The 24,516-nt window shown below is 52.9% G+C and carries 21 protein-coding genes; 14 read left to right on the forward strand and 7 right to left on the reverse strand.

The window, feature by feature from the left end; translation table 11 throughout:
* Positions 1-4 precede the first annotated feature (4 nt).
* The 4 genes from ACMXD4_RS16920 to ACMXD4_RS16935 are packed head-to-tail and all read right to left on the reverse strand — an operon-like array spanning position 5 to position 5,954.
* A complete protein-coding gene (locus tag ACMXD4_RS16920; protein WP_415878853.1) occupies positions 5-1,792 on the reverse strand; it encodes a sigma 54-interacting transcriptional regulator in 1,788 nt (595 codons plus the stop codon).
* A 42-nt stretch (positions 1,793-1,834) separates the two neighbouring features.
* Positions 1,835-4,483 (reverse strand): response regulator, encoded by a 2,649-nt coding sequence (locus ACMXD4_RS16925; protein WP_415878854.1) that lies wholly within the window; start codon positions 4,481-4,483, stop codon positions 1,835-1,837.
* Positions 4,480-4,938 carry a hypothetical protein gene (locus tag ACMXD4_RS16930; protein ID WP_415878855.1) on the reverse strand — a complete coding sequence of 153 codons (459 nt, stop codon included), beginning with the start codon at positions 4,936-4,938 and terminating at the stop codon, positions 4,480-4,482. The genes ACMXD4_RS16925 and ACMXD4_RS16930 overlap by 4 nt, the downstream gene beginning before the upstream one ends.
* Complete coding sequence (locus tag ACMXD4_RS16935; RefSeq protein ID WP_101051673.1) at positions 4,935-5,954, reverse strand: hypothetical protein; 1,020 nt, start codon at positions 5,952-5,954, stop codon at positions 4,935-4,937. Before ACMXD4_RS16935 ends, ACMXD4_RS16930 begins: the two co-directional genes overlap by 4 nt.
* A gap of 695 nt (positions 5,955-6,649) precedes the next feature.
* On the opposite strand from ACMXD4_RS16935, the gene ACMXD4_RS16940 reads away from it, so the two are divergent.
* The 8 genes from ACMXD4_RS16940 to ACMXD4_RS16975 all read left to right on the forward strand — a co-directional run bounded on the left by ACMXD4_RS16940 (position 6,650) and on the right by ACMXD4_RS16975 (position 14,694).
* Positions 6,650-6,838, forward strand: coding sequence for a hypothetical protein (locus ACMXD4_RS16940; protein WP_415878856.1), 189 nt, complete (start codon positions 6,650-6,652; stop codon positions 6,836-6,838).
* Positions 6,839-7,836: 998 nt separating this feature from the next.
* Positions 7,837-8,841 (forward strand): tRNA dihydrouridine(20/20a) synthase DusA, encoded by a 1,005-nt coding sequence (gene dusA, locus ACMXD4_RS16945; protein ID WP_415878857.1) that lies wholly within the window; start codon positions 7,837-7,839, stop codon positions 8,839-8,841.
* 39 nt (positions 8,842-8,880) lie between these two features.
* Positions 8,881-9,426, forward strand: a complete 546-nt coding sequence (gene folE / locus ACMXD4_RS16950) for a GTP cyclohydrolase I FolE (RefSeq protein WP_033158934.1) — start codon at positions 8,881-8,883, stop codon at positions 9,424-9,426.
* Positions 9,427-9,428: 2 nt separating this feature from the next.
* Positions 9,429-10,412, forward strand: coding sequence for a ferrochelatase (hemH, locus tag ACMXD4_RS16955; protein WP_415878858.1), 984 nt, complete (start codon positions 9,429-9,431; stop codon positions 10,410-10,412).
* 32 nt (positions 10,413-10,444) lie between these two features.
* Entirely contained in the window at positions 10,445-12,037 is a 1,593-nt protein-coding gene (locus tag ACMXD4_RS16960; RefSeq protein ID WP_415878859.1) for a MutS-related protein, read from the forward strand.
* Positions 12,034-13,230 (forward strand): formate-dependent phosphoribosylglycinamide formyltransferase, encoded by a 1,197-nt coding sequence (gene purT / locus ACMXD4_RS16965; protein WP_415878860.1) that lies wholly within the window; start codon positions 12,034-12,036, stop codon positions 13,228-13,230. The genes ACMXD4_RS16960 and purT overlap by 4 nt, the downstream gene beginning before the upstream one ends.
* A 24-nt stretch (positions 13,231-13,254) precedes the next feature.
* Complete coding sequence (locus ACMXD4_RS16970; RefSeq protein WP_064038109.1) at positions 13,255-13,830, forward strand: lytic transglycosylase domain-containing protein; 576 nt, start codon at positions 13,255-13,257, stop codon at positions 13,828-13,830.
* The gene (locus ACMXD4_RS16975; protein ID WP_415878861.1) at positions 13,831-14,694 is read left to right on the forward strand and encodes an HDOD domain-containing protein; all 864 of its coding nucleotides are present in this window, start codon (positions 13,831-13,833) and stop codon (positions 14,692-14,694) included. It begins immediately after the preceding gene.
* 33 nt (positions 14,695-14,727) lie between these two features.
* On the opposite strand, the gene ACMXD4_RS16980 is transcribed toward ACMXD4_RS16975, so the two are convergent.
* Entirely contained in the window at positions 14,728-15,306 is a 579-nt protein-coding gene (locus ACMXD4_RS16980; RefSeq protein ID WP_415878862.1) for a Maf family protein, read from the reverse strand.
* Positions 15,307-15,375: 69 nt separating this feature from the next.
* Between ACMXD4_RS16980 and ACMXD4_RS16985 the strand changes: the two genes are divergently transcribed.
* The 6 genes from ACMXD4_RS16985 (at position 15,376) to fabG (ending at position 19,959) form a co-directional block, all read left to right on the forward strand.
* A complete protein-coding gene (locus ACMXD4_RS16985) occupies positions 15,376-15,894 on the forward strand; it encodes a YceD family protein (RefSeq protein WP_415878863.1) in 519 nt (172 codons plus the stop codon).
* A gap of 1 nt (position 15,895) precedes the next feature.
* Positions 15,896-16,078 (forward strand): 50S ribosomal protein L32, encoded by a 183-nt coding sequence (gene rpmF, locus ACMXD4_RS16990; RefSeq protein WP_033158926.1) that lies wholly within the window; start codon positions 15,896-15,898, stop codon positions 16,076-16,078.
* Positions 16,079-16,285: 207 nt separating this feature from the next.
* On the forward strand, positions 16,286-17,314 hold the full coding sequence (gene plsX / locus ACMXD4_RS16995; protein WP_415878864.1) for a phosphate acyltransferase PlsX: 1,029 nt from the start codon (positions 16,286-16,288) through the stop codon (positions 17,312-17,314).
* The gene (locus ACMXD4_RS17000; protein ID WP_415878865.1) at positions 17,311-18,279 is read left to right on the forward strand and encodes a beta-ketoacyl-ACP synthase III; all 969 of its coding nucleotides are present in this window, start codon (positions 17,311-17,313) and stop codon (positions 18,277-18,279) included. The genes plsX and ACMXD4_RS17000 overlap by 4 nt, the downstream gene beginning before the upstream one ends.
* Positions 18,280-18,281: 2 nt before the next feature.
* The gene (gene fabD / locus ACMXD4_RS17005; protein WP_101051678.1) at positions 18,282-19,238 is read left to right on the forward strand and encodes an ACP S-malonyltransferase; all 957 of its coding nucleotides are present in this window, start codon (positions 18,282-18,284) and stop codon (positions 19,236-19,238) included.
* Positions 19,171-19,959, forward strand: a complete 789-nt coding sequence (gene fabG, locus ACMXD4_RS17010) for a 3-oxoacyl-ACP reductase FabG (RefSeq protein ID WP_415878866.1) — start codon at positions 19,171-19,173, stop codon at positions 19,957-19,959. Before fabD ends, fabG begins: the two co-directional genes overlap by 68 nt.
* Before the next feature lie 71 nt (positions 19,960-20,030).
* Here fabG and ACMXD4_RS17015 read toward each other — a convergent pair whose 3' ends face one another.
* Positions 20,031-20,966 carry a response regulator transcription factor gene (locus ACMXD4_RS17015; RefSeq protein WP_033158921.1) on the reverse strand — a complete coding sequence of 312 codons (936 nt, stop codon included), beginning with the start codon at positions 20,964-20,966 and terminating at the stop codon, positions 20,031-20,033.
* On the reverse strand, positions 20,963-24,340 hold the full coding sequence (locus ACMXD4_RS17020; RefSeq protein WP_415878867.1) for a response regulator: 3,378 nt from the start codon (positions 24,338-24,340) through the stop codon (positions 20,963-20,965). Before ACMXD4_RS17020 ends, ACMXD4_RS17015 begins: the two co-directional genes overlap by 4 nt.
* Positions 24,341-24,516 lie beyond the last annotated feature (176 nt).

The following is a 24,516-nucleotide window of genomic DNA, read 5'->3' on the forward strand; positions in this document are numbered from 1 at the left end:
CCCGTCAGGCCGGTTTACTAATCCCCAGCTTTTCCATCCGCGACCGCAAAGTCGTGGATGGCACCCCCAAAATCTTCGCCGCGCCCTGGTTGCCGGCAATCCGCCAGGACGTGGCTTCCAGCGCTTTCAGAATATGCGCGCGCTCGGCTTCGTCCAGCGTGACAATCGGTGCAGCGTTGGGCGCGCCACCACCTCCCATCACATTCACGCAATCCACGGCGGCCAGTTGACTGCCTTTAGTTAAAATCACCGCACGTTCGATGATATGTTGCAGCTCGCGAATATTACCGGGCCAGAAATAACTTTGCAGATCGGCCATCATCCGTTCCGGAATAGACTGGATTTTTTTGCCGAATTTTGCCGCGTACTTATCGATGAAATGCTTCACCAAAAACGGCACGTCTTCCTTGCGTTCGCGCAGCGGCGGCAAATTAATGGGGAAAACATTTAGCCGGTAATACAAGTCGGCCCGGAATTTACCTTGTTGCGAAAACTGCGCCAAATCCCGATGGGTGGCGGCGATGACCCGCACATCGCAGGTCAGGGTTTGCGTGCCGCCCACCCGTTCGAATTCGCCTTCCTGCAATACCCGCAATAACTTGGCCTGCATCTCCAGCGGTAATTCGCCGATTTCATCCAGAAACAAGGTACCGCCATTAGCGAGCTCGAAACGTCCCAATTTGCGGGCAATCGCCCCGGTAAACGAGCCCTTTTCGTGACCGAACAACTCGCTTTCGGCGAGATTTTCCGGGATCGTCGCGCAATTCAATTTCACCAAGGTTTTGTCTTTGCGAGCGCTGAGATTGTGAATCGCCCGGGCTATCAATTCCTTGCCGGTACCGGTTTCACCGGTGATTAACACCGTTGCGTCGGTGTTGGCTACCTGCCTGACCAGATCCATCGCTTGATGCAATGCCGGAGAATTGCCGATCAATTCCTCGCCATCGCGGCTGGCCAAGACTTCTTCTTGTAGATAAAGATTGATGCCGCGCAAGGTATTGCATTCCGCTTCGGCCTGTTGCCGGGCTTTGCGTTCGTTGATGTCACGCAAAATCAGGATATACAGTTTCTGCCCAATGGCTTCCACGCGAGAGATGGTGGCTTCAATGGGAAAAGTGCTCTCATCCGCGCGTACCGCACTCATGCCTTCCGACACCCAAATGGCCTGCTCGGCCGGCACGCCGTTGCGAAAATTGGTTAGCGTTTTGTAAAGCTCGGGCGACAAAAATCTATCCACCGCCCGGCCAATGCTGTCGGCGGCTTTACAGCGAAACATCTGTTCGGCCGCCGCGTTGAATAAGGTAATCCGCCCGATGTCATCCAGCGTGAGAATCGCATCCATCGCGTTCTCGAAAATCCGCGACAGACGCTGCTCTTTTTCTTGCAACTCCAGCTTCAGCTTTTGCAGCGTTAGATGGGTTTGCACGCGGGCAAGCACTTCTTCGTATTGAAACGGCTTGGTGATGTAATCCACCGCCCCGACTTGAAAACCCTTTAATTTATCGGCGGTATCCGCCAAGGCCGTCATGAATAACACCGGAATATCGCGCGTCGTCGGAATGGTTTTCAAGGTCTGGCAGACGGTAAAACCGTCCATGCCCGGCATCAGCACGTCCAGCAGAATCAGGTCTGGCAATTGGGCCACGGCTTGGACCAAGGCAATTTCGCCCGTTTCCGCACGCAATACGTCAAAGCCGGCTTCATCGACCAAGCCTGCCAACTCTTCCAAGTTAACCGGATTGTCGTCCAGCATCAAGATTAACGGTTTATCGCGCTGGCGCTTATGAGTCATGCCTATCTCCTTCTTAACCTATCCCAACCACCGGCGGCAGCATCATTCCTGAAACTCGTGCAAATATTCCTGAATAGCCGGCTCCAGCCGAATGCTGGCTTGTTGCAGTAACTCGTAACTGGCGGCCGCATCAGTAAAGGCCGCCTCGTGGCCCATCGTCTCCAGCTGTTGGGCTATCTTGCCGAACGGGAAGGCGCCGATGCTGTTAGCCGAGCTTTTCAGGGTATGTGCGGATAGCCGTAACAATTCGGCATCCTGACGCTGTATCGCATCGGCCATGTCATTCAGCAGCGGTGCTGACTGTTCCTGAAATAAAGTCATCATTTTGCACAACATCTGCTGTCTGCCCCGCACCCGGCTTAAGGCTTGTTGCCAATCCAGCGCCGGCTCGGCCAATAACGCCGAGGCCATGCTATGGTTATCCGCTTGTTCTGTCCCCGCCATATTCCAACACTCCACCATTGCCAACAAATCCTGCTCCTGCACGGGTTTAGCGATGTAATCGTCCATACCAACGGCTAAACAGCGTTCCCTATCACCTTTCAGGGCGTGTGCGGTCATCGCGATAATCCGCATATGTTTACCGGTCTCGCGCTCGCTGGCCCGAATCGCTTCGGTAGCCTGAAAACCATCCATTACCGGCATCTGCACGTCCATTAAGATCAGATCGAACAAAATATCGGTAGCCAATATATCCAGCACCTCCTGGCCGTTGTTGGCCACCTTCACGGTGTGGCCGCGCTCTTCCAGCAACACCACCGCCATGTATTGGTTAACCGGATTATCTTCCGCCAACAAAATTCTTAACTTACGCGGCGGCTCGGCCAATACTGTCAGCGCGGCTTCTGCGGCTTTGGCGGATTTACCCAACGCCGATTGAATGGCATTCCACAATTCCGAATGTTTGACCGGTTTACGCACGTACAAATTGATGCCCAAATCGTGGCAGCGTTCGCAATCGTCCGGCCGGTCGGCAGACGACAACATCATGATGGTTACCGGCTCGAAGCGTTGATCCTCTCTGATGGCTTGCGCCACCATAAAGCCGTCCATGATCGGCATCATCGCATCGAGTAAAATCAAAGCGTAGGCTTCGCCGGTTTCCGCCATACTCTTCAATGCGGTAATGGCCGCCTCGCCGCTATCCACCGTGGTGGGCCGCATGCCCCAATGGTTCAAGATTTCCGAGAACACCCGTAAATTGATGGCATTGTCGTCCACGATCAACACCGGTAGATTTTTCACGTCTATCAGTGGCTGAAATGGCGCGTCGGCCTCGCTTTTAGTGTGCCGGTCAAACACGGCGGTAAAGAAAAAAGTGCTGCCTTTATGTTCTTCGCTTTCCAATGACAAATGCCCGCCCATCAACTCGACCAAGCGCGAAGAAATCGACAAACCCAGGCCGGTGCCGCCGAATTTGCGCGTGGAGGATGCGTCTATCTGCGCGAAGGCTTCGAAAATAAGCTGTTGTTTATCAGGGGAAATACCGATACCGGTGTCGCTGACCGCAATCTGCAAACAAACCTTGTTTTCATCGACCGATTCCGGTTTGACTTGCACCACGATTTCGCCATGCTGGGTAAATTTGATGGCATTGCCGACCAGATTAATAATAACCTGATTCAAACGGCCGACGTCGCCCAGTAAATCGTCCGGGGTTTCCGGGTCGATGCGCAGCATCAACTCCAGATCTTTTTCATGGGCATGGCCGGCCAGCAGTTTTAAGGTGTCGCCGAGGCTTTCGCGGACTTTGAACGGTGCGTGGTCGAGCTCGAGTTTGCGAGCTTCGATTTTGGAGAAATCCAGAATGTCATTGACGATGCGCAGCAAAGCATCCGCCGAGCTATTCGCCATCCCCAGAAATTCGCGTTGCTGCGGCGTAAGATCTGTACGCAGGGCCAAGCCTATCATGCCGATGATGCCGTTCATCGGCGTGCGGATTTCATGGCTCATATTCGCCAGAAACTCACTCTTCGCGCCGGCGGCCTGCAACGCAGCGTCGCGGGCGGACAGCAAGGCTTGGCGCATTTTTTCCAGATGCTCGGCCAACGCCGCTACTTCGGTAATTTTGGTGCCGGAATTAAATTGCCCGGTGTGATTGCCGGCGGCGATTTGTTCGGCTTCGTCGCGTAAACGTTCCAGCGGCATAACCAGTTTGCGCCCGAACAATCCCACCACCAGCAGCGTCAAACCCATGTAAACCGCGACAAAATAGGCGCTACGCTGATAGATCGTGGCAATGTCGCGTTGAATCTGCCGCTCGTCGTAACCCAGCCTTAGCATCGCCAAAGAGCCGTCTTCGGGATTCAAAATCGGTACGGCCAAAAAATAAATATCGTCGTCGTGCTCGCCGAAGAAAAAATCTTCCTGAAATTGCTGCTGGGCGTTCAGTTCGATGTCGGCGCGAATATTGCCGCGCTCGGTGGCGATTTCCGCAAACGCCAAACGGCCATTCAACAGAAACTCCCCTAACAAGCCTTGCAATTCGCCGGCCTTACTGTGTTGCAGGCGCGGCGTCACCAGATTACTGAACAGCAAGGCATCGGAGCGGACGTAATTGACAAACTGCGCTTCCAAACTGGGTTTGATTACCCGATAAATGCCGAACAACAACACCGGCACCAGCAGTAAATGAATGCCGACAACCGCCAGAATCATTCGGCCGTTAAAACTATGAAAAAACCGACTCATTCCAGGGCTCCCTGCCATAACACGTTAACCGCTTTCAGGCCTTGATTGGCCCGGACTTGATCTTCCCACAAATAGGTCACCGTACCCGGATTTTGTTGCAGCGTATCGACCAAGCTCTTCAGATCGTTAAAACTCTCCGGACGCTTACCGCCGAGGCGGAAAACCACCGATATGGTTTGGCTTTCATAGGCATTAGCCGACATGAAGGCCACTTTTTGCAAAAATACTTCGAAAATTAACGGATCGCTGATATTCAATAAGGGCACGGGGTGTTCGCCGCCCTTCTCCAGCGGCACGCCCAAGAACAATTTTCTGGCTTCTTGCACGGTTAAAGCCGGCATCGACGAATTGGCGCTGGTGGCCAATACCAGAGAATGGCGAGTGATAGCCCATAGGCTCTGCGCTCCAAACAGCAACAGCAAAGCAACGATGCAGAGACCGCGCAGCAGCTTCATGGGAACACCGCGCTCCATTGAAACATCACTTGCCCGAAATGATCGTCGCGCAAATGATCGCGGGAGGCTTCTAGCTTTAGGGCATTCGTGTGGTTGAGTTTGTAGCGTATGCCACCGAGAAACCTGTCCTCGACATATTTAGGAAACATCGCCAGGTAGGGATCGTCCCTGCCGCCAAAAGTGCCTTCTACGCGCCCGACCACTGTCCAGGCCGGATTGAGGTCCCATTCCACTTGCCCGTAAGCGCTGAGAAAATCGTCGTAAGTTTTGCCGCCCAACGGGCTTTCCAAGGTATTGTTCACATAGACAATTTCGCTTAGTAGTCTTAGCGATTGGATTTGCTTAGCGGCATAGGCACTGGCGACGAACTGATTAACGTTTTTAACGGCCAGTTCGTCGGAATGAATTTGATTGTAGGCCCCGGAAATGCCGAATTCGTCGACCCCATAGCTGATAGGTTGGTAGCCCAACCGAAACGACACACCAGGCCGGCGGGAACCTCCCGGCTCCACCAGATTGAACGCTTCCAAACCTTTATTAATTTGCGGGCCCGCACCAGCGCCAACCGTGTAATACAAGCCGCCCTCACCCAGATCGTGGACGCCTTCCCATAAAAACCCGGTCAAATGATTGGGAATCACGCCTCCCGCCGTTTCGAAAGCCATAATACCGGGCCTGCTGATCGTGGTTTGCAGAAACGCGCCGTGGTGGAACTGCATGTTCCAATAGCCGATCGGGTTATGAAAGCGCCCCAACCACAGCGTGGCTTCGTCGCCAACATGCATGCCTAATTGAAAGCGTTCCAGATTATGGGTTTTGGTGCTGACCAGCCATTCGCCGAGAAAGCGGAAGCGCTGATAGTCGGTGGTGTAAAACACGTTAATCTCGGGGATAACGTCACCTGTACTGAGTTTTTTCTGCGGTTCTTGATCGAAACGTTCGATGCCGGTCACAGCCGGAAACAATAACAAATCACCCGGCAGCCCGGTGGTGCCATGGCTGGGCATATGTCCCATATGGCCCCCGGCAACTACAGAGGCAGGCACTAGGGCTGCGAGTGCGCAGACATAGGAAACGATAGCAGCGTTTAGCGTTTTGAATATGGCCGGATAGTATCGTTGCCGCATGCGGACTCTCAAGCATTTCATCGGTAGCACACTCATACTACCCAGTTAATTGGGAATATTCTCCCGATACGTTTAAAGCGAAATGTATCACATATTTTTGAATGGTTGACGATATTTCGTCAAAACTTAATTGCAGATCAAACACCTGAGCAGCATCATTCAAGACAGAGGTAGATTTGATTAAACCCGCATTTGCCCGCCGATTACAAATCTTCGAGCCAGCGCTGGAGCTACCCCAGTAGCGGCCGCCATTAACCTAAAAACTCATACCAACTTTAAACCTGCAAAAGCGTCTAACGCCCCTGGATCATCGACTGGCCCTGACACCTTGTACGACATTTCGTAAGCGATACGATATTTAGTGCTGAAATCAACAATTTCTTGTGCATTTTTTCACTGTTTTCCAGCATTGCCAGCTCATAAAATAATGCATAAACAATTACTTAGAATAATTAAGGTGCATGCGGTTTTGCAGTGGCATTGGTTTTGCGCTGTATAAAGTAGCTCTGCAATGACGAAGAGCCGAATACCCAACAAACCCATAGCGCATTATTTTCAGACATTCGGATTACGAGGTGATCACCATGAAAACACTCCAGCAGATTACTCGTTGCAAAAGGTGCGGCGACTTATTGTCAGCCCATGAAAAGTCACATACCGCCCACGAAGGCCTCTGTGCATTTTGCGCCCAGATGCGTAGTGAAGCACTGGAAATTCACCAAGAAATACAGGCAAAAAACCGCGTGGCAAAAATTCACTTCAGATTTGTTTAAGCATGGCCTTGTTATAAGGCTGGCCGCGCCACAATGAAAGTTTGCCGATAACCATCGTAGGCTTGAGGGCACGTTCAACCGGATCGCGAAATGGCGTCGTTATTCAGCGCCTTAGCTGCCCACAGCGAACCGATTGGCGCGAATACCTGAAAAACATGCGCATCAGCTCGCTAAGTTTTTATAACCCCAACATAAGGAGACAAACTATGAATTCCGAAGACATCCTGAAAACGTGTATACGCGAACTAAAGCGCTGCGGCATAAGCTTCGTACTAATCATAATCGGCGTATTTCTGGCCACCCAAAACGCCCCCGCCGCAACCATGCCAAAACCCAAGCAATGCATAGGGAGCATGGAAACGATTAACGCACTTGCCTCTCGCCCTCTAAAACCCGGCACTCGTGCTTTGGTCCAGCCGGTTAGCAATTCGCTCCATCAGTTTCATACCAAACAAACTTACAGTAAATGCGTTGGTAGCCTGACCGAAAACAAAGCTAGCAAACAATACAAATGAGTGTTTTTCGGCAATCCGTATAATTTTGAATCGTCCGCGCGGACAACCCAGATAGCCATCCCGAATCCCAAGTCACTCGTCAAGGCGACGTCAACACGGCACCAAGGCTTTTTTTGATCTATCTGCAACATTTAGATGCAAGTTGTTAACTTTTAGCTTCATCTAATAGCAGCGGGCCAATACGCATCCGACAAGCTGAGCAGAATCAACTGTGCGATTGTCTTTATCGTGTTCATGCTATTTAGTGTCAGCCCCTTCCCGATTACCAGCAGCATCGGTTTATACCTAGTGATTTTCAGGCCGAGTTGGTTTAAAGAACTGACCAACAAAGTCTACGCCGATAAAGCAGACTGATATTCTCCTATCGCCTTCCTGCTTCAGCCTTCAGCACGGGCTGATTTCCTACTGCGGTTTTTATTCAGCCCGGCAAAGTATAATAAACTCACCAATTTGAATCCTGATTCCCAACCACCAGAACCACCCATGACCGCTGACCGCGACCATACCGCCCCCCAAGCTGACAAACACCTGGCCTACCGATTCTCAGTGGCCCCCATGCTGGATTGGACTGACCGACACTGTCGGTATTTCCACCGCACCTTATCCCGTCATGCCTTGCTATACACGGAAATGGTCACCACTGGCGCCATCTTGCATGGCAACCGTGACCGGCATTTACAGTTCAGCCCAGAGGAACACCCACTGGCTTTACAGCTAGGCGGCAGCAATCCAGCGGATTTAGCGGAATGCGCCAAAATTGCCGCCGACTATGGTTACGACGAGATCAATTTAAACGTCGGCTGTCCCAGCGACCGTGTGCAAAATGGCCGCTTTGGCGCCTGCTTAATGGCAGAACCCGAACTGGTCGCCGAATGCGTAGCGGCAATGCGGGAAGCAGTATCGATGCCGGTGACGGTGAAATCGCGGATTGGTATCGATGATCGCGATTCTTACGCAGAACTGACACACTTCATAAGCACTGTAGCGGCGGCCGGTTGCGAGACCTTTATCGTGCACGCCCGCAAAGCCTGGCTATCCGGGCTTTCACCCAAGCAAAATCGCGACGTACCGCCGTTACGTTATGACGTGGTGTTGCAATTGAAGCAAGATTTTCCGATGCTGAATATTGTTATCAACGGCGGCATCGAATCCTTGGATAGCTCGCTGGATTTATTAGAGCAACTTGACGGCGTCATGCTAGGCCGGGAGGTTTATCACAATCCCTATCTACTAGCAGAAGTAGACCGGCGCTTGTTTAACGACGAGCATTCCATCCCGTCGCGGCAAGAAACGGTATTAGCCCTGTTGCCTTATATAGAGCAGCAATTACAACAAGGCGTGAGACTGCATTGCATCACCCGACACATGCTGGGGCTGTTTCATGGGGTCGATGGCGCGCGGGCCTGGCGCCGGCATCTCAGCGAAAACGCCACCCGTTTTGGCGCCGGTAGCCAGGTGGTTTTGGACGCCTTAGAATTTACAGTTTGATGCTGTATACTCACGACATTTTTTTACTCGAGGGCGGCAATGGAAGAATATTTCTCCAAAATCATTCAAGCAATAGGCGAAGATGTGAATCGGGAAGGTTTGCGGGACACGCCCAAACGTGCCGCTAAAGCCTTCAAATTCCTGAATAACGGTTACGAAAAAACCCTGGAAGAGGTATTGAACGGCGCGATATTTGAAGCCGATACCGAAGACATGGTGATTGTAAAAGACATCGAGCTTTACTCTTTGTGCGAGCATCATTTATTGCCCTTTATTGGCAAATGCCACATCGGTTATTTGCCTAAAGGCAAAGTCTTGGGCTTGTCCAAACTGGCCCGTATCGTTGATATGTACGGTCGGCGGCTGCAAATTCAAGAACAATTGACTCGGCAAATCGCCAAAGCGGTGGAAACCGCCATCGACGCCCGCGGCGTAGCGGTGGTCATCGAAGCCAAGCACTTGTGCATGATGATGCGCGGCGTGGAAAAACAAAACTCGGTGATGACCACATCGGTCATGCTGGGTATCTTCAGAGAAGAAATCAGCACCCGTTCCGAATTCCTGAACCTGATCAATCGCAAGTAACCATGACTGAAACCGGCCAAAAAAAGATCGGGGTGTTACTGGTCAATCTGGGCTCGCCCGCCTCCCCAAAAACCGGCGACGTACGCCGCTTCCTGCGCGAATTTCTCGGCGACCCGCGGGTGGTCAATCTGCCCAGGCCCTTGTGGTGGCTAATCCTGAATTTGTTCGTGCTGCCGTTTCGCCCGAAAAAATCGGCGCATGCCTATCAATCGATCTGGACCGAGCAAGGCTCGCCCTTGATCGTATTCACCGAAAAGCTGACCGCCAAATTGCAAGGTTTTACCGGTATAGACGACGCCGATTTAATCATCGATTGCGCGATGCGCTACGGCAAACCGGCCTTGCGGGAAAAATTGCAAAACTTTCAGAAGCAAGGTGTCCACGAAATCGTTATCCTGCCGCTCTATCCACAATATTCCTCCACCACGACCGCCTCGATTTTCGACGTGGTGGCCGAGGAATTTGTCAGTTGGCGGCACATGCCCGGCCTGCACTTCATCAGCGACTTTCATGAACACCCCAGTTACATCGAAGCCCTGGCGCAATCGGTGCGCCAGCATTGGCAAGCCAACGGCCAAGCGGAATTGCTGTTGCTGTCATTTCACGGCTTACCGGCCAAACTGACCGAATGGGGCGATCCGTATTTCTATCAATGCCAAACCACCGGCCGTCTGCTCGCCGAGCAATTAGGCCTCAAAGACCAACAATGGAAATTGGTATTTCAATCGCGCTTCGGCAAAGCCGAATGGCTGAAACCTTATTGCGTGGAAGTGTTGCAAGAACTACCGCAGCAAGGCGTCAAAAATGTCGACGTGATTTGTCCGGGATTCTCGGTAGACTGTCTGGAAACGCTGGAAGAGATCGCCATCGCTAACCAGGAGATTTTTCTGGAAGCCGGCGGCGAGACTTATCGTTATATTCCGTGTTTAAACGACAGCGACGCTCATGTCGAGGTGATGCTTGATTTAATCAAAACCGCGCACTGAATAAAGCGCGGCACATAAAAACCGGGGGTAATATGCAACAAAACATCTTACAAAGCTGGAACGACGAATGGCCGACGGTGCGCTCGAGCCACCCCTTGCCCACCGGTGAAGGCGTCATCGACCAAGGCGCGTTTAACACCATAGAAGTGGACGAATTGTTCGATTACGTCAATTACGCCAGCACCACCGCCGGTAAATCGGTGTTGTATCGTTCGCTAAGCCAACCCTTGGATAATCTGGAAGCGGTAGCCGCCAAACAAGCCGCGGTGCGGGAAATTCAAGACAATCCCGATGTGCGCGCCAATGTGGAAAACATTATCGCCAATGCCGCCGCCTCGGAAAACCGGCTTTACTTGTTATTGTTCGGCGAGTTTCTCGGCGGTTTCGGCACGGCTCGAGAGGATAATCAAATCGAAGGTTACGGCTACAAACAATATGTTCGTGGTGTGCGCGTGGTCTTGAATCTGGTCGGTGCGATCTACAACTCCGGCAAGCCGCAAAGCCCTTATCTGCAAAGCGTGTTCGAGAAAATCGGCAATTTTTCGCACAGCAACGAATATTCGTTGATGGTCGGCCCGGTCTACAACAGCGAAAAAGGCCTGCAAAGCAAAGAAGAGCGCAAAAATTCCTTCTCACCGGCGACGATTTTCCGCCCCACCCTGTTCAAACCGATGTTGATCGCTCTACTGATCGCCGCCATCTGGGGCTTGATGCAGATTTTCCCAACCGATATGTTCCAGGTCACCCGTGACGGTTTGTCGGTGGCTTCGGTGTTTTTCCTGCCCTTAGCCTTGGCTTATATTCCGGTCATTGGCGGCTACGATAGAGACAACTGCATCATACCCCTGCGTAACATTTATAAAAATTCGCAGGCGCTCGGCGATATGCTGGACGGCCTGGGACAGTTGGATGAGTTATTGGCTTTTATTAAATACGCCGAAGACTTCGGCAGCGAGATGGTACTGCCGGAACTGAACGCCGGCGAACGTCACAATATTAAATTAGTCGCTGCGAAAAACCCGGTACTGGGCCAGAAAAATCCCGCCTACGTCGGCAACGATTTCAGCATGGACGACGAACGTCTGGTGTGCGTGACCGGCCCCAACAGCGGCGGCAAAACCGCATTTTGCAAAACCATCACGCAAATTCAATTGTTGGCGCAGATCGGTTGTTTCGTGCCGGCTCAGGCTGCCAATTTAAGCGTCGCGGACCGCATTTTCTATCAATGCCCGGAGATCAGCCATCTCGATGACGGCGAAGGCCGTTTCGGTACGGAATTGAAACGTACCCGCGATATTTTCTTGGCCAGCAGCGCAAAAAGCTTGGTGGTGCTTGACGAAATGGCGGAAGGCACTACTTTTGAAGAGAAGATGCAGTCGTCTATCGACGTGCTGGACGGTTTTTACCGCAAAGGTAACAGTACTATTTTGATTACCCACAACCATCAATTGGTGGATGAGTTCGTGAAACGAAAAATCGCCGTGCCTAAACAAGTGGAATTTGCCGACGACTTGCCGACTTTTAAATTGATCGCCGGCATTTCCAGAGTCAGCCACGCCGACCGGGTCGCGAAGAAAATTGGTTTCTCCAAACAAGACATCGATAACTATTTAGCAAAATCATGAAAATCGGCACCCCTGACAGCGGCAGCGCCACCAAAGCTTTATTGCTGGGCAGCGGCGAATTAGGCAAAGAAATCGCCATTTCGCTGCAACGCTATGGCGTGGAAGTCATTGCGGTTGACCGCTATGCCGGCGCCCCGGCCATGCAAGTGGCGCATCGCAGCCAGGTGATTGATATGACCGACGCAACCGCGGTAAAAACCCTGATTGCCCGCGAACAGCCGCATTACATCATCCCCGAAATCGAAGCGATTGCCACCGAGGCCTTAGCGGAGATTGAAGCTCAAGGTGAAACCACTATTGTCCCTAATGCTAGGGCGATTCAATTGACTATGAATCGTGAAGGCATCCGCGAGCTGGCAGCCGCTGAACTAGGTCTACCGACATCGAAATACGCTTTTGCCGACACCTTCGAGCAATTGAAAGCCGCAGTCGATAGCGGCATTGGCTACCCCTGCTTTATCAAGCCAACGATGTCGTCTTCCGGCAAAGGCCAGTCCATGGTAAAAAGCGCCGATCAGCTGCAAGCCGCCTGGGATTACGCCATGGCCGGCGGGCGCGCCGATACGGGTAAGGTGATCGTCGAAGCGAAGATCGATTTTGATTTTGAAATCACCTTACTCACCGTGCGCGCCCTGAACAGCGACGGCCAAGTAAAAACTTATTTCTGCGAACCGATCGGCCACCGCCAGGAGAACGGCGACTACCGGGAAAGCTGGCAACCACAGGCGATGAGCAGCAAGGCCGTTGAGTTATCTCAGCAAATCGCCGACAAAGTGACTACCGCATTAGGCGGCTTGGGTTTGTTTGGCGTGGAATTATTCATCGCCGGTGATCAAGTCTGGTTTAGCGAAGTCAGCCCCAGGCCGCACGACACCGGCATGGTCACGATGGCCAGCCAGCGGCAGAGCGAATTTGATTTGCATGTCCGCGCCATTCTTGGCCTGCCGGTCAACACGGCGCTAGATAAAACCGCCGCCAGCGCGGTGATTTTAGGTGGCATAGACGCCAAAGCCGTGAGCTATGCAGGCTTGGCACAAGCATTGGCGGTCGCAGACACCGACATTCGCCTGTTCGGCAAACCGGAGGCTTTCGTGTCAAGGCGCATGGGTGTGGCGCTCGCCACGGCCGACAACGTCAATGATGCTCGATCTAAAGCGTTACAGGCCGCCAGCCTAATTCGTGTGACTGAATGAGTCCAATCGGTAAAAGGTGACGCGATGAAACCCCTGTTGATTGCCACACTATCGATAGCGCTAATCACCGATGCGGGGGCCGACATTTTTAAATACACTGATCCTAGCGGTCGGGTGTATTACACCGACGAACCGAAAAAGGGCTTTGATTACCGCTTGATCATTCGTACCCGGCCACGCACTTACAGCCGCGATCTAAAATTCATGTCGGGCAACAAACTCAAATTTAACGATTTGGTCGCCAAGGCCGCGGCCAAACATCAAATGGACCCCAAACTGCTGCACGCAGTGATTCAAGCCGAATCAGCCTATAACCCCAATGCGGTGTCCTCGGCCGGCGCGGTGGGCTTGATGCAACTGATGCCCGATACCGCACGCCGTTACGGCGTCACCGACCGGCGCGATGCCGAACAGAATGTCGATGGCGGCACCCGCTACTTGAAAGATTTACTGGCGATGTTCAACTCCAATTTGACCCTGGCGGTAGCCGGTTATAATGCCGGCGAAGGCGCGGTGATGAAATACAATAATAGCGTGCCGCCCTATCCCGAAACCCGTAATTATGTGCAGCACGTCATGGCGCTGTATCGGAAGAGTTAATTGAAAGCCGCTGCCATCAAGCAATTGATTGCCGGCTCGACCGAACTGTTTTCTCTGCCCGATATTTATTTTCAACTCAGCGAAATGATTCGGGATTCGCGTTATTCTCTGGCTGACATCGGCAAGGTCATTGCCAAGGACCCTGCACTCAGTGCGCGTTTGTTACGGGTAGTAAATAGTCCTTTCTACGGTTTTCAAGCCAAAATCGACACCATTTCCCGCGCCGTTACCGTGATCGGCATCGACGACCTGAGCAACCTGGTATTGGCAACCACGGTCGTTGATCGCTTTGGAAAAATCCCCGGCGAACTGATCGACATGACCTCGTTTTGGATGCGCAGCATTCATTGCGCGGTGATAGCCCGACTGCTGGCAAAAGCCAGCGCCGTGCTGCATACCGAAAGACTTTTTCTGGCCGGCCTTTTACACGACATAGGCTCACTGATACTCAGTCAAAAAATGCCCGAGCAATATCTAAGCGTATTGCTGGCCGCAGACCACAACCGCGCTTTGTTGGCCGGCTTCGAACAAGAACTGATTGGTTTCACTCACGCGGAGGTTGGCGGGGAATTACTAAAAATCTGGGGCTTACCGGAATCCCTCTACGAAACCATAGGCTGTTATCTGAACCCGGCCGATGCCCAAATACACAAACTGGACGCGCATTTGCTGAATATGGCGGCGCGCTTGGTCGATAGCGGCCAACAAGCCGATGGCTTGGAAATAGCCGTAGCGGAATTTTCTAACCAATCGTTAACGCTGGTGCGTCTGACACGAGAACAAACCATTTCGATAATGGAGCGGGTGGAAGAGGAGTTTTTGCATATGTTTGAATTACTCGGGCCGAACAAAAAATTTCACTAAACGCTACTGGCAAGCATTTTCTGCTATGGTAAATCAGAGAATATTGACCCCAAACTTGTCGAGCAAGGCCACCAATTTTATCAAGGGCAAACCCACCAAGGCATTAGGATCTTCGCCGACAATTTTACTAAAAAGCGCGATACCCAAACCCTCGGATTTGAAGCTGCCGGCACAGTCGAAGGGCCGGTCCAAATCAATGTATTTTTCAATCTGCGGCGAGGTCAGCGTTTTGAAATGTACGCTACACACATCCATATCACTCAGGTGCCGGCCCGTTGCACTATTAAAAACGCAGACTCCCGTATAAAATTGCACCGTCCGGCCGGATTGCTTGGCAAGTTGTTGAATTGCCGCGTCGCGCCCGCCGGGTTTTCCCAATATCTCTTGGTCCAGCACGGCAACCTGATCGGAACCGATGATTAAATGATTAGGGTATATTTTGCCGACTTCTTCAGCCTTCGCCAGCGATAATCTGCGCACCAAAGCATCGGGCGATTCGCCGGCTTGCGGGCTCTCATCGACGTCACTGCTGCAACTTAAAAAAGCAAGACCCAGTTTTTCCAACAACTGGCAACGGTATTTCGAACTAGAAGCAAGGACTATGGCGGTCATCGGCTAGGTAGTGGTTTGAGTCGGTGTGCGTTTGACGCAACAGTTAGTTATCTGTATGATTGTACAGTTATGTCAGACAAGTTTCCCGACCTTATCGATCCCTTATTATTCGCCGAAAGACGCGGCGCGTTTTCCGGGGATATAAAAATCGCTGCGCTCGAGCGCTTGTCTGGTAGCGTGATCGATCATGGTGGCAGCGTTAGCGCCAAGATCGAATTTGGTAAGGAAGGCAAACGCATCGTCGTTGCCGGCCATATCGAGGCTGTTGTGGAATTGGCGTGTCAGTCTTGCTTGCAAGCACTGACCTGGCCACTGAATATCGATTTTAAATTGGCTGTTGTCTCTTCGCTACAAGAAGCAAAGCAACTGGACGATTGCGAACCGCTATTGCTGGACGGCGACACCGTATCGTTAAACGCGGTGATCGAAGACGAAATCCTGCTGGCATTGCCCGACTACCCTCGGCATGAACACGATTGTCTCGCCCACAACCGTTCGGAAGATGCCGATTACAGCGCAACAGATAGTCAGACTAAGGCTAACAACCCTTTTTCTGTTTTAGCAAAACTTAAAAAAACTGGAGATTGAAATGGCAGTACAAAAGAGCAAAGTATCGCGTTCCAGACGCGGTCAACGTCGTTCACACGATGCATTAGTCGGTAAAACCCTGTCTCAGGATCCGTTGACCGGCGAAACCCATCTGCGTCATCACATGACGCCGGACGGTTTCTTCAAAGGCCGTCAAATCATTGCCGGCAACGACGAAGATTAATCGTTTTAAACTGCCTTGGCCGACTCGTAACTCATTCAAAAGGCGAGTCGAGCAGCCCTTAGTCCAAGACCGGCCGCAAGCATCGCGTTTTCCCGCGCAATCATCAGGAATGGGCAGTAATATTTGATTTATTGATAGTCTCTGAGTAAGCCAACGCGTCGCTGGACAGCTGTTGGCTCCTTTCAACTTCTGGAGTTAGTCCTAAGCGTGAGCTCAACTCTCTCAATTGATGCCATGGGCGGGGATTTCGGTCCTCAAGTTACCGTACCTGCTTCACTGGCCTGTTTACGAAAAAATCCGGACTTAAATCTGATCATGGTGGGCGATGAAGCGGTTCTTGGTAACCTGCTATCCCAAGCGCTGGTCGAGTTCAAAGGCCGGATCAGTATTCAACACGCCTCGCAAGTGGTCGAAATGGACGAAGCGCCGCAAAAAGCCTTGAAGAACAAAAAAGATTCTTCTATGCGCGTGGCGATTAATCTGGTCCAGGAAGGCAAGGCCGACGCCTGCGTCAGCGCAGGTAACACCGGCGCGTTAATGGCAACAGCCCGTTTCGTACTGAAAATGATTCCCGGCATCGAACGCCCGGCGATTATTTCCACACTACCGTCTACTTTCGGCCACACCCACATGCTCGATTTAGGCGCCAATGTCGATTCCAGCGCCGAACAACTCTACCAATTTGCCGTCATGGGCGAAGAAGTGGTCAAGGCCGTGGAAAAAATCGAACGCCCTCGTATCGGTTTGTTGAACATCGGCGAAGAAGACATGAAAGGCAACGAACAAGTCAAAGCCGCCGCTAAATTGCTGGAAAACTCCGGACTGAATTACATCGGTTACGTGGAAGGCAACTCGATCAACGCCGGCAACGTGAAAGTCGATTTGATCGTCGCCGACGGTTTCGTCGGTAACGTGGCGCTGAAATCCATTGAAGGCGCGGCAAAAATGATAGGCGGCAAACTGAAAGACAGTTTTTCGCAAAACTGGCTCACCAAATTAGCCGGGCTGATCGCTTATCCGGTCCTGAAGCGCTTCAAAGACAGCATAGACCCGCGCCTCTACAACGGCGCCAGTTTCATCGGCCTACGCGGCTTGGTGATCAAAAGCCACGGCGGCGCCGACGCTCTGGCTTTCGAAACCGCCATTCATCTGGCGGAAGTCGAAGTCGCACAGGGCCTTATTCGTAAAATCAGCGAAAAACTAGAACTCGCGCTGGCCCAAAAGGTTGATGAATGACACGCTGGACTCATGTTATCGGTACGGGCGGCTATCTGCCCGAAACCATCCGCACCAATGACGATATATCCGCCACGGTGGACACATCCGACAGCTGGATCTACGAAAGAACCGGTATCAAAAGCCGCCGCATAGCCGGTCCCGACGAAACCGCTTCCAGCATGGCGGAAATCGCCGCCAGACAAGCCATTGATGCAGCCGGAATTGCAGCTGACGAGATCGACATGATCATCGTCGCCACCGGCACGCCGGATCGCGTCTATCCCAGCACGGCCTGCCTGTTGCAGGAACGCCTGGGCATCAAGCAATGCGTCGGCTTCGATATTCAGGCCGCCTGCTCGGGTTCCGTTTACGGACTCAGCATCGCCGACCAATACCTGAAAACCGGTTTTGCCAAAAACGTACTGGTAGTAGGCACGGAGATTTGCTCACGCATCGTCGATTGGACCGACCGCGGCACCTGCATCCTGTTCGGCGACGGTGCCGGCGCGATTTTGCTGACCTCCAGCGATCAGCCTGGCATCTTGTCCACGCATATCCACTCCGATGGCGGCTACGAAGATTTACTGTACTGCCCCAATCCGCAAGTCGCAGCTGCCGCCAAACAAAACGAAGCAGCTTACATCAGCATGCGCGGCAACGAAGTATTCAAGGTCGCGGTCAACACACTGGGCCGGATTGTCGATGAAACCCTGGAAGCCAACGGCTTGCAACAAAGCGACATCGATTGGCTGGTGCCGCATCAAGCCAATACGCGCATTATCGCCGCCACCGCCAAGAAGCTGGGCATGTCCATGGATCAAGTGATTCTGACCCTGGAAAACCAAGGCAACACCTCCTCCGCCTCCGTGTTATTGGCGTTTAACGAAGGTGTGCGCGACGGCCGCATTCAACGCGGACAAACCGTATTAATGGAAGCTTTTGGAGCCGGCTTTACCTGGGGTTCCGCATTAATTAGGTACTAAACATGACGACGATAGAACAAAGTTACAATCTGGCCTTCGTATTTCCCGGACAAGGCTCGCAAGCTGTCGGCATGCTGGGCACGCTGGCCGCCGCCAACCCATTGGTCAAGCAAACTTTCGAACAAGCTTCCGACGTGCTGGGTTTCGATCTGTGGAACATGGTCGCTAACGGCCCTGACACCGACTTAAACCAAACCCATAACACCCAGCCGGCGATGCTGGCGGCCGGCGTTGCGGTGTGGCGGGCCTGGTGCGAAAAAACCGACATCAAACCCGCCTGGATGGCCGGCCATAGCTTGGGTGAATACACCGCCCTGGTCTGTTCCGGTGCGCTGGGTTATGAAGACGCCATTCGCCTGGTCGCCGAGCGCGGCCGCCTAATGCAGGAAGCAGTACCAGCCGGAAAAGGCGCGATGGCGGCTATTCTGGGCCTGGAAGATCATCAAGTCGTTAACACCTGTGCCGAAGTCGCCAATGGCGAAATCGTTGCGGCCGCCAATTTCAATGCCCCAGGCCAAGTGGTGATTGCGGGCGAAACCGCCGCAGTGGAAAGAGCGATGGAAGCCTTAAAAGCGCTGGGCGCCAAACGTGCATTAAAACTACCGGTTAGCGTGCCGTCCCACTGCGCATTGATGGAAGCGGCCTCCGACAAATTGAACGAAATATTGCAAAGCCTTAACGTCGAGATGCCCAATAGCACGCTGATCCACAACGCCGACGTCAAATCGCACGGCTCGCCGGAAGTGATTCGCTATGCATTGAAAGAACAATTGTTCAAACCGGTGCGGTGGGTGGAAAGCGTCAAATTCATGCACGAACAAGGCGTCACCGCTTTTGTTGAATGCGGGCCCGGCAAAGTATTAGTCGGTTTAAACAAACGCATAGCGCCTGATGCAACGCATTACACCATTTACGACCCCGAAACCATTGACAACGTTGTGGAGCAACTCCGTGGATAAAAAACTCGCCATTGTTACCGGCGCCAGCCGCGGCATAGGCCGGGCCATTGCCGAAAAATTAGTCGCCGACGGCTTTTTTGTGGTCGGCACCGCTACCTCCGATAGCGGCGCTGAGGCTATTTCCGCTTATCTGGGCGACAACGGCAAAGGCTACAAATTAAACGTCGCCGACACTGCCGACATCGAAAACTTCATCAAAACCACCGGCGACGAATACGGCACACCGGCGGTTCTGGTCAATAACGCCGGCATCACCCGCGACAACCTGCTGATGCGGATGAAAGACGAGGAATGGGACGACATCATCAACACCAACCTGACCTCGATCTTCCGGATGAGCAAAGCCGTGTTGCGCGGCATGATGAAAGTCCGTTACGGCCGCATCATCAATATCTCATCGGTGGTCGGCTCGACCGGCAACGCCGGCCAAACCAACTACGCGGCAGCCAAAGCCGGCATGGTAGGCTTCGCCAAATCGATGGCTAAAGAAGTCGGTTCGCGCGGCATCACCGTCAACACAGTCGCGCCGGGCTTCATCGACACCGACATGACCAAAGAACTGTCGGATGACATCAAAAACGCCCTACTTGGCTCAATAGCGCTGGGTCGCCTCGGCCAGCCTGAAGAAATTGCCCACGCGGTATCCTTCCTGGCCTCCGAGCAAGCCTCGTACATCACCGGTGAAACCTTGCATGTGAACGGCGGCATGTACATGCCTTAAAGGCTAAAAGTTTCTCCAGACCAAATAAAAGGCCGGCAAACAGTTAGTTGCCGGCCTTTTTTATTGCCGATTCACCCTCGCTGCAACACCATCGCCACCGCCGCCGCCCGCGTCGAAACGCCGAGCTTTTCAAAGATATGCTCCAGATGTTTATTTACGGTTCTAGGGCTGGTGGTCAGGATGATACCGATCTCTTTGTTCGTTTTACCTCGGGCAATCCACATTAAAATCTCGGCCTCGCGAAAGGTCAGTTTGAGTTTGTCGCGCAAGGTTTCCGGCGTCCATTGCGCGTCTTCGCGCTGTAATAACAGCAGATATTCATCCGGATTCTGGCAGGCGCCGACCCGCAACGCAAAGCCTGGCGCCAGACGATGCGCTTCCGTTTCGGCTGCCACCTCGCTGCGCCCGCTTTGCCGCAACCAGCGTTGAAACCAGCCACGCATGCTTTCCGGCAACAGCTTATCCGCAGTATGCTGCGCCCCTCCTTCTTGTAATTCGGCAAAATCGTCCAACCATTCGCGAGCCGCCGGCGTCAGCCAGACAATGCCGCCCGCCGCATCCACCGCCACCGCAGCAAAATCGTGATGATCCAGTAAACTCTCGGCCCGGCGTAAATTGCGCGATTGGGTCAGATGCACTTCAATCCGCGCCAGCACCTCGGCCGGCCGAATCGGCTTGACGATGTAATCCAACGCCCCCTCGCCAAAGCCGCGCAGCAAATCATCCAATTCGCTAAGCCCAGTCATGAACAACACTGGAATCGGCGCGGTGGCCGGATCGGCTTTCAAACGGCTACAAGTCTCGAAACCATCTATGCCCGGCATCATCACGTCCAACAAAATGATGTCGGGTTTGACATATTGAATCTGCTCGATGGCCGAACAGCCGTCAGTCGCCACCAACACCCGATAATTGGCCTCGGAAAGCGTATCGGATAGCAGGGCCAGATTGCCGGGCGTATCGTCGACTATCAACACCGTGCCATTGCTGGCGGATACTTCCATCATCGGGACACCTCCTGTTTGTGCATCTGCAATAGTTTTCGGATTTCGCCTACCCTAAATTCATTTGCCAAGGCTGTCAGCTTGGCAAAAAAAGCGTTGTAACGCGGCTCGGCTTGCCGGAGCTGTTCCAACACTTTCTTCAATCCCAACAAATCGCCGATCCGCACGCATTCCACACAGGCTTGCAATAATTCCGGCGGCGGCATCAGCATAGGCTCGGCCGCTTTTTCGGGAACCGTTTGCCCTGGGTCGTCCCGATAAATCCAGTGCAGCGACAAATATAGCTTCAGCTTGCTCATCAGCTGCGGGACCTGAATCGGCTTGGACAGAAAATCGTTACAGCCGGCATTCAATACCGCCAGCCGATCACCTGGATAGGCATTGGCGCTCAGCACCACAATCGGCATCTGCAAACCAAGCTCGCGTAAACGCATCGCGGTTTCGATACCATCGATACCGCTCATCGAAATATCCAGCAGAATTAGGTCCGGCTGCTGTGCCGCCACTTTGTCCAAACAAGCCTCGCCGGAATCGGCCTCCTCCAGATAAAACCCCAGCGGCTCCAGCAATGACAATAGCAGTTCGCGATGTTCGCGCTGGTCGTCCACCACCATGATCCGCCGGCGCGCGCCTTGATAGCCGATGATAGGTGCCAGAGGTTCGGCTTCATTTTCTACGCCCAAGCTCGGCAACAACAACCGCACACTAAACGTCGAGCCCTCGCCAACCTTGCTTTGCACCGTCAACTCGCCGCCCATCACCTCCGTGAGAATTTTGCAGATCGTCAATCCCAGGCCACTACCCGACACCGCATTGCCTGTCGGGGTATCCAGCCGGGTGAAGGGTTGAAAGATGTTTTGCAATTGCTGTTCATCAATACCGCTGCCGGTATCGGACACCTGAAAGCTGGCTACACCGCTGCTATAACCGATCCGAAACACCACACCGCCCTGGCTGGTAAATTTGATGGCATTGCCAAGCAGGTTCATCAAAATCTGCCCTACCCGCTTTTCGTCGCCGCGTATGCGCTGCGGCAGCACTGTGGTCAATTGGCAATTAAAACTCAAGCCCTTGTCTTCTGCTTGCGCTTTGAAAACATGTACCAAATGCTCGATAAACCCGGGGAAATCGATGGGTTGGTACTTAAAATCGAATTTGCGCGCCTCGATACGGGCGATGTCTAAAATATCTTCGATCAACGCACTCAAATGCTCGCCGCTGCGCTTCAAGGTATCCACCGCCTGCCTACGGTTTTCGGGGATATTGGGGTCCTGGTGCAAAATGTGGGCATAGCCAACGATGCTGTTTAGCGGCGATCTAATCTCGTGGCTCATATTGCTCAAAAACCGACTCTTGGCCTGATTGGCGGCATCCGCCATACGCCGGGCCTGCTGCAACTTCAGATCGGTTTGTTTGTGTTGTTCGATTTCCTGCAACAGCAACTGGGTCTGCTTGGCGGTTTCCTCATGCGCCACCCGCCGGCTCTCGGCATTCAAAATCAGCCACCAGGTACACAACCCAATAAACACCAACAACGAGGCGTAAATCTTCAGGAAATTGTTGATCAACAAACCAAAAGCCGGCTGATTGTGCTGAACACTGATTAAATCCTGATAATAAATAATGCTGATAAAAATCCCGGTCAGGATGGTCAGAAACCCAAACAACAAACCAAAGCGCAACAGGCGCAAGCGCGCGGTAATCCCAATAAAATCCGGCATCAGGCGCTTGGCCAGGCTTTCCAGATAATCGTCGAAGCGAAATCCCGGCTTGCAGGCATCCAGGCAACGGGCGTCCAGTGTGCAGCACAGCGAACAAATACTGCCGGCGTAGGCGGGACAATACGCCATGTCGTCGTGCTCGAATTCGTTCTCGCAAATCGAGCATTTATCGTGGGCTTTACGATTGTGTTTTTTTCGGTCGCGGGCCAGGTAATGTTTACCGCCGCAACAATAGGCAAGTGCCGGCACCAAAACAAACGCCAGACTCAGCGCGATAAACGCCGAAAAAGCCTTGGGCCATTCGCCGAACAGGCCGACATAGGCCAGAATCGACACCACCGACGCCACAAAAGTAGCAGCCATTCCCACCGGATTAAGATCGGACAAATACGCACGCTTGAATTCGATTTCCTTCGGGCTGAGCCCCAAAGGTTTATTAATCATCAACTCCGCCGCCACCGCGCTGATCCAGGCTATCGACATATTCGAGAACAAACCCAACACCTTTTCCAGCGCGCCGAATACGCCGAACTCCATCAGCAACAAGGCAATGAGGACGTTAAACAGCAACCACACCACCCGGCCCGGATGGCTATGCGTCAAGCGTGAAAAAAAGTTCGACCAGGCCAGCGAGCCGGCATAAGCATTGGTAACGTTGATCTTGATCTGACTCAACACCACGAACAAGGTCGTGGTCGCCAAGGCCCATTGCGGATTCTCGAACAGCTCGTTATAAGCCACCAGATACATTTGCGTCGGTTCGTGGGCATGCTGCGGATTAATACCGTGGCGTATCGCCAAATGCGCCAACAAAGCACCCGCTATTTGCCTAATCACCCCAAACACGACCCAGCCCGGCCCAGCCGCCAGCATCGCTGCCCACCACTTAAACCGGTTAGCCTTGGTTTTATCCGGCATGAAACGTAGAAAATCCACCTGCTCGCCGATTTGCGCCACCATCGAAAATGCCACGGTAGTCGCGGTGCCGAACAACAACCAATCGAAGCCTTCCCCACTGCCGGCGATCCAGAAATACGCCTGCAAAGTCATCAGCGCTTCCGGCTCGGCATGGGCCACGGCAATATAAGGCACAATCAATAGCGCCAACCACACCGGCTGCGTCCATAATTGCATTCGGCTGATGGTGGTAATCCCAAACGTCACCAAGGGCACCACGATCACTGCGCTGACCACATGCGCAAGCGCGAGCGGAATCTGAAAATATAATTCAATCGCCAGCGACATGATCGAGGCCTCCAACGCAAACAGCGTGAAGGTAAACGAGGCATAAATCAGTGAGGTAACGGTGGAGCCGATATAACCGAAACCGGCGGCTCGGGTCAGTAAATCGATGTCGATATGGTAGCGGGCGGCGTAATAACTGATCGGCAGACTGGTGATAAAAATCACGATGCCGACGATCAAAATCGCCCAGCAGGCGTTGGTAAAGCCGTAGTTGATAGACAAAAACCCACCGATGGCTTCCAGCACCAGAAACGAGGTCGAGCCGAAGGCGGTGTTGGCCACCTGGAATTCGCTCCATTTCCGGAAGCTGCGCGGCGCGTACCTGAGCGCGTAGTCTTCCAGGGTTTCGTTGGCGACTAAAGCGTTGTAGTCGCGGCGGATTTTGGTGATGTTTTGGTGAATTGGCTTCATGTTTTGGTGTCGCTGCCGCGACGGGGTTGTTTTAATGCCGGTTCGCGGACCGGCGACCGCGATACTTTCTTTTGCGTCGCCAAAAGAAAGTATCCAAAGAAAAGGCGACCCGGACGCCGCTTATTCCCTGCGCTCCGGAGCTTTTGGCGGGGGTTGGCGAAAGGGGCTTCCTGCCC

This window comes from Methylomonas sp. TEB (assembly GCF_047777895.1).
Classification (GTDB): Bacteria; Pseudomonadota; Gammaproteobacteria; order Methylococcales; family Methylomonadaceae; genus Methylomonas.